This is a genomic window from Phytobacter sp. V69, assembly GCF_965644215.1.
Taxonomy (GTDB): domain Bacteria; phylum Pseudomonadota; class Gammaproteobacteria; order Enterobacterales; family Enterobacteriaceae; genus Phytobacter.
This window is the reverse complement of sequence record NZ_CBFFRL010000193.1, coordinates 1-8,765: the sequence shown is the minus strand read 5'-3', so window position 1 is coordinate 8,765 and position 8,765 is coordinate 1. Positions and strand designations below refer to the sequence as shown.

10 protein-coding genes are annotated in these 8,765 nt (G+C 54.1%); 7 read left to right on the top strand and 3 right to left on the bottom strand.

Annotated elements, in window-relative coordinates; genetic code table 11:
• Window positions 1-87 precede the first annotated feature (87 nt).
• Both ACSZPU_RS20680 and ACSZPU_RS20675 read left to right on the top strand, forming a co-directional pair.
• On the top strand, window positions 88-639 hold the full coding sequence (locus ACSZPU_RS20680) for a LysE family translocator (RefSeq protein WP_499002700.1): 552 nt from the start codon (window positions 88-90) through the stop codon (window positions 637-639).
• Window positions 640-732: 93 nt separating this feature from the next.
• Window positions 733-1,431 (top strand): YnfC family lipoprotein, encoded by a 699-nt coding sequence (locus ACSZPU_RS20675; RefSeq protein ID WP_499002697.1) that lies wholly within the window; start codon window positions 733-735, stop codon window positions 1,429-1,431.
• A 32-nt stretch (window positions 1,432-1,463) separates the two neighbouring features.
• On the opposite strand, the gene speG is transcribed toward ACSZPU_RS20675, so the two are convergent.
• Window positions 1,464-2,024 carry a spermidine N1-acetyltransferase gene (gene speG, locus ACSZPU_RS20670; RefSeq protein ID WP_499002695.1) on the bottom strand — a complete coding sequence of 187 codons (561 nt, stop codon included), beginning with the start codon at window positions 2,022-2,024 and terminating at the stop codon, window positions 1,464-1,466.
• A 62-nt stretch (window positions 2,025-2,086) separates the two neighbouring features.
• On the bottom strand, window positions 2,087-2,428 hold the full coding sequence (locus ACSZPU_RS20665) for a DUF1283 family protein (protein ID WP_499002692.1): 342 nt from the start codon (window positions 2,426-2,428) through the stop codon (window positions 2,087-2,089).
• A 144-nt stretch (window positions 2,429-2,572) separates the two neighbouring features.
• Between ACSZPU_RS20665 and ACSZPU_RS20660 the strand changes: the two genes are divergently transcribed.
• From ACSZPU_RS20660 to ACSZPU_RS20640, 5 genes are all read left to right on the top strand, one after another.
• Entirely contained in the window at window positions 2,573-2,899 is a 327-nt protein-coding gene (locus ACSZPU_RS20660; protein WP_499002703.1) for a YnfA family protein, read from the top strand.
• A 110-nt stretch (window positions 2,900-3,009) separates the two neighbouring features.
• On the top strand, window positions 3,010-4,224 hold the full coding sequence (manD, locus tag ACSZPU_RS20655; RefSeq protein WP_499002691.1) for a D-mannonate dehydratase ManD: 1,215 nt from the start codon (window positions 3,010-3,012) through the stop codon (window positions 4,222-4,224).
• A 14-nt stretch (window positions 4,225-4,238) separates the two neighbouring features.
• Window positions 4,239-5,255 (top strand): Zn-dependent oxidoreductase, encoded by a 1,017-nt coding sequence (locus tag ACSZPU_RS20650; RefSeq protein ID WP_499002688.1) that lies wholly within the window; start codon window positions 4,239-4,241, stop codon window positions 5,253-5,255.
• Window positions 5,256-5,311: 56 nt separating this feature from the next.
• Window positions 5,312-6,688: an MFS transporter gene (locus ACSZPU_RS20645; protein WP_499002686.1), complete on the top strand. Its 1,377-nt coding sequence runs from the start codon at window positions 5,312-5,314 to the stop codon at window positions 6,686-6,688.
• Window positions 6,689-6,862: 174 nt separating this feature from the next.
• Entirely contained in the window at window positions 6,863-8,326 is a 1,464-nt protein-coding gene (locus ACSZPU_RS20640) for a mannitol dehydrogenase family protein (protein ID WP_499002683.1), read from the top strand.
• A gap of 32 nt (window positions 8,327-8,358) precedes the next feature.
• On the opposite strand, the gene ydfZ is transcribed toward ACSZPU_RS20640, so the two are convergent.
• Window positions 8,359-8,562: a putative selenium delivery protein YdfZ gene (gene ydfZ, locus ACSZPU_RS20635; RefSeq protein WP_499002681.1), complete on the bottom strand. Its 204-nt coding sequence runs from the start codon at window positions 8,560-8,562 to the stop codon at window positions 8,359-8,361.
• Window positions 8,563-8,765 lie beyond the last annotated feature (203 nt).

Here is an 8,765-nt window from a genome sequence, read left to right as displayed (position 1 = left end):
TACGCAAAAAATACGGCCTCATTTCTCGCTGCCGTCCAGATCAGATGCATCGCTCTCTGGGCTAAAATCTTGTGACGGCACTATCTAGTGACCGGAACGGCGGCGCGTGCGGGATACACAAAGGCATTTTTAACCACCCTGGGGACCAATCTTGCCTCGCTGGTATTGATCTCCTTTGCCGTGCTTGCCATTGCCGGGGTGGTCATGCTCAATACCGGTTATCTGGCGCTGCTGGGCATCGGTGGTTCGTTGTTTATTGGCTGGGGGGCGGTGGAGTCATTGCGGGAGCTCTGGGGGCAAAACGCGTCACAGAGGGATGACAGCTCCGAACAGGCAGGGGGGGTTGCGCGCGGATTTTTCACCGGCATTTCCAATCCGAAAGACATTGTCTTTTTCGTCTCGTTTTTCCCGCAGTTTATTGCCGTCAGCCGCGATTTTACTACCAGCATCACCACGCTCTGCCTGCTGTGGATCCTGTTCGATTTTGCCGTGATGGCGGGCTATATCGTGGCGATCAAACGGTTTCTCCCGGTGACGCAAAGCCGACGCTTTGCCCTCTGCGCCGCGCTCGTTTTACTGCTGCTCGCTATCGCTGGGATCGCCTGGAATCTGGCGGGGGCAAAAGCACTGTTTGCATGATGAAATGAAATTGTCACTGCCCGAATAATTACAGGATTTGCTAAGATAAGCGCAACGCATAGTGAAATTTGGGTGAACCTATTGAAAACAAAAATGATACTTATCGCGCTGGTCGCCGTTCTGGCGGGCTGTGATGACAACAAAGGACCTGTATCTTTTACGCCGGAGATGGCGAGTTTTTCGAATGAATTCGATTTTGACCCACTGCGCGGTCCGGTAAAAGATTTCAGCCAGACATTACTCAATGATAAAGGTGAAGTATCGAAGCGCGTCACGGGCACGATGTCCAAAGAGGGCTGTTTCGATTCGCTGGAGCTGCACGATCTGGAAAACAACACCGGGGTCTCGCTGGTGCTGAACGCCAACTACTACATTGATGCCGACACGCAGGAAAAACGTCTGCGCCTGCAGGGGAAATGCCAGCTGGCGGAGTTCCCCAGCGCCGGGTTGACCTGGGACACGGACGAGCACGGATTTGTCTCTACCGCGCGCGGCAAAGATGTGGAAGTGAACTATCGCTACGATGACGAAGGCTATCCGCTGGGGAAATCAACGACCTCGAAAGATATGCATCTGTCCGTGGTGTCGACGCCTTCAAACGTGAAGGGCAAAAAACTCGATTACACGGCGGTCAGCACGCTGAACGATAAACCGCTGGGTAACGTGAAGCAGACCTGTGAGTACGATAAGCACGATAACCCGGTTGCCTGCCAGCTGGATATTGTCGACACGAGCGTGACGCCGTCGGTTGAGAAGAAATACAGCATCAAGAACACCATCGAATACTACTGATGGTACGGACTTGATGCCACGACCCATCGTGCTTACTGCGCGGTGGGTTTCAGTAAGGTCCCGCCGCTGCTTTTATGATTTTCCAGGTATTGCTGCTGGAAAATGCACATCCGGATGGTATTGCGATACTCCCCGTTGATAAAAAATTCATGAATCAGTTCACCTTCCACCATAAAGCCGAGCTTACGGTAGATATGGATGGCTTTCTCGTTTTCTTTATCGACGATCAGATACAGCTTATACAGGTTTAACACCGTGAAGCCGTAATCCATCGCCAGCTTTGCGGCGCGGGAGGCGAGGCCTTTCCCCTGATGCTCCGGCGAGATGATTATCTGGAACTCGGCCCGGCGGTGAACGTGGTTAATCTCAACAAGCTCAACCAGGCCGGCTTTGTCACCCTCATATTCCACCACGAAACGGCGTTCGCTCTGATCGTGGATATGCTTGTCATATAAATCTGACAGTTCGACAAACGCTTCATACGGCTCTTCGAACCAGTAGCGCATGACGCTGGCGTTGTTATCCAACTGGTGCACGAAGCGCAGATCCTCTCGTTCGAGCGGGCGAAGTTTGACATGAGCAGCGTCGGTCATATGAAATCCTTTTTGACATCGGCGAAGGCGGGCGTTGGACAACGCCCGGAGTACGAAAGGGGTTATGGCGTAATCTGACGACCGGTACGGCGGTCAAGGCAGCGCAGGGTGTTGGGTTCCCAGTACGCGTTCACATTAGCGCTTTTGTGGCAGTTATCCTGCGCGTCAAAGGCGACATCTGTTTTATCCCACTCTTTTTCCACGCGTTTATTGACTTTATGGCGCAGCGTGCGGGTATCATCCCACTGCTCTTTGTCCATGGCGGCGTTCTGGCGGCTTTGCGCGCTGTCGCCGGATTCAATCACTAATTTGTTGGTCTGCGCGGGGGCACTGGCGGTGTACACGATGGCACCCAGCGTCAGCATTACCGTCAGGCACAGGCGTTTGCTAAGTGTAATGTTCATTGTAACTTCCTTCATTGAGGGGATCTAAAGGCTACAGATCGATTCTACTCGATTCATCCCTGGGCGGAAACCCTGCCGGGTGTCCACATATTAGTGGGTTATCCGTTAAGATAGTTCAACCACGAGATAATGAAAACGCGAGAAATGCTCAAGACAACCCTGCTTTTTTTCCTGACCGCCCTGTGCGAAATCATCGGCTGCTTTTTACCCTGGCTGTGGCTGAAACGCGGCGCCACGCCGCTGTTGCTGATCCCGGCCGCGGTGGCGCTGGCGCTCTTCGTCTGGCTACTGACCCTGCATCCTGCCGCCAGTGGGCGAGTCTATGCCGCCTATGGCGGCGTTTACGTTTGCACCGCCTTGTTGTGGTTACGCGTGGTGGACGGCGTGAAACTCAGTGTGTATGACTGGATGGGCGCAGCGGTGGCACTTTGCGGCATGCTGATTATCGTTGCCGGGTGGGGGCGCGCATAAGCGCCCGTTTTTAGTGATCGACGGCTGATTTTTTGATCGTCATACTTGTATGGTAGTGGTTCGAGTGCGTAAATTTCCTACATCGCAATAAGAGATGTAAGGAACAAAAAATGAAGATTGTTGGGGCTGAGGTTTTTGTCACCTGTCCAGGACGCAACTTTGTCACATTAAAAATCACCACCGATGAAGGTATCGTGGGCCTGGGTGACGCCACCCTCAATGGCCGCGAGCTGTCCGTGGCGTCTTATCTTAAAGATCACCTGTGCCCACAGCTGATTGGTCGCGATGCACACCGCATCGAAGACATCTGGCAGTTCTTCTATAAAGGCGCGTACTGGCGTCGTGGCCCGGTCACCATGTCGGCAATTTCTGCCGTCGACATGGCGCTGTGGGACATCAAAGCCAAAGCCGCCAACATGCCGCTGTATCAATTGCTGGGAGGTGCGTCCCGCGAGGGGGTGATGGTTTACTGTCACACCACCGGTCATACCATTGATGATGTGCTCGAAGATTATGCACGTCATAAAGAGATGGGCTTTAAAGCGATTCGTGTGCAGTGCGGCGTGCCGGGCATGAAAACCACGTACGGTATGTCCAAAGGTAAAGGTCTGGCTTACGAGCCTGCCACCAAAGGCAACTGGCCGGAAGAACAGCTGTGGTCCACCGAAAAATACCTCGATTTCACGCCAAGACTGTTCGACGCCGTGCGCAGCAAATTCGGCTTCAATGAACACCTGCTGCATGACATGCACCACCGCCTGACGCCGATTGAAGCGGCGCGCTTTGGTAAGAGCATCGAAGAGTTCCGTATGTTCTGGATGGAAGACCCGACCCCAGCGGAGAACCAGGAGTGTTTCCGTCTGATTCGCCAGCACACCGTCACGCCGATTGCGGTGGGTGAAGTCTTCAACAGCATCTGGGATTGCAAACAGCTGATTGAAGAGCAGCTTATCGACTATATCCGCACCACCATCACCCACGCGGGCGGCATTACCGGTATGCGCCGCATTGCGGACTTTGCCTCGCTGTATCAGGTGCGCACCGGTTCGCATGGTCCATCCGATCTGTCGCCGATTTGCCACGCCGCGGCGCTGCATTTTGACCTGTGGGTGCCAAACTTTGGTGTACAGGAATACATGGGGTACTCCGAGCAGATGCTTGAAGTCTTCCCGAACAGTTGGAGCTTTGATAACGGCTATATGCACCCGGGTGACAAACCGGGCCTCGGCATCGAATTCGACGAAAAACTGGCTGCGAAATACCCCTACGACCCCGCATATCTGCCGGTCGCCCGCCTGGAAGATGGCACGTTGTGGAACTGGTAACAGAGGTGAAGAGAATGAAATGCGTCGTTATACAACAACCGAATCAGTTAGTGATTGAAGAGCGGGCATTGCCGGAACCGGCAACCGGAGAAGTGCGCGTCAAAGTGCAACTCGCGGGGATCTGCGGCTCAGACAGCCACATCTATCGTGGACACAACCCGTTTGCTAAATACCCGCGCGTGATTGGCCATGAATTTTACGGCCTGATTGATGCGCTGGGAGAAGGTGTGTCACCAGAGCGTCTGGGCCAGCGCGTTTCGGTTGACCCGGTAATCAGCTGTGGCCATTGCTATCCGTGCTCGATTGGCAAGCCGAACGTGTGTACATCGCTGGTGGTGCTGGGCGTTCACCGTGACGGCGGTTTTAGTCAGTACGCGGTTGTGCCGGAACGGAATGCGTTCGTTATTCCTGAATCTATCCCGGATGAAAATGCCGTGATGGTGGAACCTTTCACCATCGCCGCTAACGTCACCGGCCAGGTCAGCCCGACTGAGAATGACATTGCGCTGATCTACGGCGCAGGACCGATGGGGCTGGTCACTCTACAGGCGCTGAAAGGTGTTTATAAGGTGAAGCAGGTGATTGTGGCCGACCGCATCGACGAGCGTCTGGCGATGGCCGAACGTAGCGGTGCCGATTGGGTGATCAATAACAGCGAGCAGACTCTGCAATCCGCGCTTGATGAGAAGGGCATCAAGCCGACGATTATTGTCGATGCCGCCTGCCATCCATCGATTTTGCAGGAGGCCATTACCCTGGCTTCTCCGGCGGCGCGTATTGCCATCATGGGCTTCTCCAGCGACCCGTGCCAGATCGTGCAGCAGGGGATCACCGGCAAAGAGCTCTCTATTTTCTCCTCGCGCCTTAACGCGAATAAGTTCCCTGTCGTGATTAACTGGCTGGAGCGTGGCCTTATCGATCCGACGAAGTTAGTGACGCATAAATTTGACTATCAACATGTCGCAGACGCGATTGAACTGTTCGAAAAAGATCAGCGCAAATGCTGCAAGGTCTTACTGACGTTCAATTAATTACAATGAAAAATGCGGTTACGCGGTACGCATCTTACTCTTTTGAGATAGCCATTATGACGCAAGTTAAACCTGAAAGAACGACCTCTGATCTGGTGAAGGCCGCAGTATCCGGCTGGTTAGGTACGGCGCTGGAATTTATGGATTTCCAGCTCTACTCCCTGGGTGCTGCCCTGGTCTTCCATGAGATCTTTTTCCCTGAACAATCTGCCGCGATGGCGTTGATCCTCGCGATGGGTACCTACGGCGCGGGCTATGTCGCCCGTATTATCGGCGCTTTCTTCTTTGGCAAAATGGGCGACAGTATTGGCCGTAAAAAGGTGCTGTTTATTACCATCACCATGATGGGGATCTGCACCACTCTGATTGGCGTGCTGCCTACCTATGCCCAAATCGGCATTTTTGCGCCGGTGCTGCTGGTGACGCTGCGTATTGTGCAGGGGCTGGGTGCCGGTGCGGAAATTTCCGGTGCCGGTACCATGCTGGCTGAGTATGCGCCTAAAGGGAAACGCGGGATCATCTCTTCGCTGGTGGCGATGGGGACCAACTGCGGCACCCTGAGCGCGACGGCAATCTGGGCGGTTATGTTCTTTGCGCTGAGCCGCGAAGAGTTAGTTGCCTGGGGCTGGCGCGTGCCGTTCCTCGCAAGCGTAGTCGTAATGATCTTCGCTATCTGGCTGCGTATGAACCTGAAAGAAAGCCCGGTGTTTGAACAGGTCAACGAGGGGGGCAAAGCGCCGGCAAAAGCACAGCCAGAGAAAATGGGCCTCGGTGCGATGTTCACCAGCAAGTCCTTCTGGCTGGCAACGGGTCTGCGTTTTGGTCAGGCGGGTAACTCCGGTCTGATTCAGACCTTTCTCGCAGGCTACCTGGTGCAGACGCTGCTGTTTGAAAAACGCATCCCGACCGATGCGCTGATGATAAGCTCCATGATCGGCTTCCTGACCATTCCGTTCCTTGGCTGGCTGTCGGACAAGATTGGTCGTCGTATCCCGTACATCATCATGTGTATCTCTGCCATCATTCTGGCGTACCCGATGCTGTCGATTATCGTCGATAAAACCTACAGCCCGGGCGTTATCATGCTGTCCATCATCGTGATTCATAACTGTGCGGTACTGGGGCTGTTTGCGCTGGAAAACATCACCATGGCTGAGATGTTTGGCTCGCGTAACCGCTTTACCCGTATGGCGATTTCTAAAGAAGCGGGCGGTCTGGTGGCGGTTGGTTTTGGTCCTGTCCTCGCCGGTATCTTCTGTAACATGACGGGGTCGTGGTGGCCGATTGTTGTGATGCTGATTAGCTACTCCGTGATTGGCTTACTCTCAGCCCTGCTGATGCCAGAAGTGCGCGATCGTGATTTGAATCTGCTGGAAGATGCGGCTGAACCACAGCTCGCAGTTTCTACCTCCGCGTCACGTAACTTTGTCTGATTTCTGACCCCAAAACTGAGTGGAAAGATAATCCACGTTGAGGGGCGAATTACGCAACATTTAGTTACCATTCTAGTAGGTGTAGTCAGCAAAAACTGTCGCAAATCATAGTCTGGTTTGCGGCAGTCATTAATCTAATGAACCACTGTTTCATTTAATAAGACGAGTCTCTCCATGGAAAACCAACTGTTAACGGCGAAAGCCACGTTACCCTCTTATGATCGTAGCAAACTGGTTCCGCGCATTGTGCATCTCGGCTTTGGCGCGTTCCATCGCGCGCATCAGTCTGTCTATGCTGACATTCTGGCAACCGAGCACGGTAGTGACTGGGGTTATTGCGAGGTCAACCTGATTGGCGGCGAGCAGCAAATTGCCGACCTGAAAGCGCAGGATAATCTCTACACCGTTGCTGAAATGTCTGCCGATGCATGGACCGCACGCGTTGTAGGTGTGGCGAAACGCGCGCTACATGCGCAGGTTGATGGCCTGGAAACGGTACTCGCAGCGATGTGTGAACCGCAGGTGGCGATTGTTTCCCTGACGATCACCGAAAAAGGCTACTGCCACTCTCCGGCGACCGGGCAACTGATGCTCGATCACCCGTTTATCGCTGCCGATGTACAAAACCCACATCAGCCGAAATCTGCCGCCGGAGTGATTGTTGAAGCGCTGGCGCGTCGTAAAGCCGCAGGGCTGGGCGCGTTCACCGTGATGTCCTGCGACAATATGCCGGAAAACGGCCATGTCACCCATAACGTGATTTGCGCCTATGCGCGTGCGGTAAACGCCGAGCTGGCCGACTGGATTGAAGCGAACGTGACGTTCCCTTCGACGATGGTTGACCGTATCGTTCCGGCCGTTACTGCAGATACGCTTGATAAAATTGAGCAACTGACCGGCGTACGTGACCCGGCGGGTGTGGCCTGTGAACCGTTCCGTCAGTGGGTTATCGAAGATAATTTCGTGGCAGGCCGCCCTGAATGGGAAAAAGCCGGGGCCGAACTGGTTGCTGACGTGGTGCCGTTTGAAGAGATGAAACTGCGTATGCTGAACGGCAGCCACTCTTTCCTGGCCTACCTGGGTTATCTGGCCGGTTATCAGCACATTAACGAATGTATGGAAGATGACAACTACCGTCGTGCTGCCCATGCATTGATGTTGCAGGAACAGGCGCCAACCCTGAAAGTGAAGGGCGTGGATCTGGCCCACTATGCCGATCTGTTGATTGCCCGCTACAGCAACCCGGCGCTGCGCCACCGTACCTGGCAGATTGCCATGGACGGCAGCCAGAAACTGCCGCAGCGTATGCTGGATTCCGTGCGCTGGCACCGTGTTCATGTCCATGCGTTTGATCTGCTGGCGCTGGGCGTTGCAGGCTGGATGCGTTATGTGGGCGGCGTGGACGAGCAGGGCAAGGCGATTGAAATGAGCGATCCGCTGCTGGCTGTGATTCAGCAGGCTGTGGCGAGCAGTGTAGAAGGTGAGGCACGCGTTAACGCATTGCTGGGTATTGAGGCGATTTTTGGTACTGAGCTGCCGAAATATGTGACCTTTGTTGAGCAGGTATTGCGCGCGTATCAGTCATTGCTGGCGCACGGAGCGAAAGCGACGGTTGCACAGTACGCGGCGAAATTCTGATCTAAATGCCGCCGTAAGGCGGCATCACACCATTAGTGCAGGCCAAGGCGAATCAGTTCAACAGGTTCAAACTGGCCTTCACAACCTTCCACTTGTACCGTTTTGCTGCGACGCAGTTGCGCTGGCGTCATCCCACTGGCGTTGATAGCGACAATTTTCCCGGTACGACCTGTGCCATTAATCATGACGCGGCTGCCGGTGGTGATTGCATTACGGTTACGATCATAAGTCATCATGGTGGTTTCTCCTTTTATCATCCGCAAAACATGCCGGGGCAGAAGGCGTCCCCGAAACGGACGCCCTATAAATACGCTTTTGCTGGGATGATTTTTTGTTTTTGATCAACGTCACACTTTTTAGTGGATGGCGGATTCAACTCCGAAGTGCAACGCTAAGCCGCCAATCTTAGCTCTGCAAACACCACAGACGGTTGCCTGAA

What these genes read in the sequence shown, in the direction of transcription:
- ACSZPU_RS20675 (WP_499002697.1), top strand. Translation starts at nt 733, where the DNA reads ATGATACTTATCGCGCTGGTCGCCGTTCTGGCGGGCTGTGATGACAAC.
- speG (WP_499002695.1), bottom strand. Translation starts at nt 2,024, where the DNA reads ATGACCGACGCTGCTCATGTCAAACTTCGCCCGCTCGAACGAGAGGAT.
- ACSZPU_RS20665 (WP_499002692.1), bottom strand. Translation starts at nt 2,428, where the DNA reads ATGAACATTACACTTAGCAAACGCCTGTGCCTGACGGTAATGCTGACG.
- ACSZPU_RS20660 (WP_499002703.1), top strand. Translation starts at nt 2,573, where the DNA reads ATGCTCAAGACAACCCTGCTTTTTTTCCTGACCGCCCTGTGCGAAATC.
- manD (WP_499002691.1), top strand. Translation starts at nt 3,010, where the DNA reads ATGAAGATTGTTGGGGCTGAGGTTTTTGTCACCTGTCCAGGACGCAAC.
- ACSZPU_RS20650 (WP_499002688.1), top strand. Translation starts at nt 4,239, where the DNA reads ATGAAATGCGTCGTTATACAACAACCGAATCAGTTAGTGATTGAAGAG.
- ACSZPU_RS20645 (WP_499002686.1), top strand. Translation starts at nt 5,312, where the DNA reads ATGACGCAAGTTAAACCTGAAAGAACGACCTCTGATCTGGTGAAGGCC.
- ACSZPU_RS20640 (WP_499002683.1), top strand. Translation starts at nt 6,863, where the DNA reads ATGGAAAACCAACTGTTAACGGCGAAAGCCACGTTACCCTCTTATGAT.
- ydfZ (WP_499002681.1), bottom strand. Translation starts at nt 8,562, where the DNA reads ATGATGACTTATGATCGTAACCGTAATGCAATCACCACCGGCAGCCGC.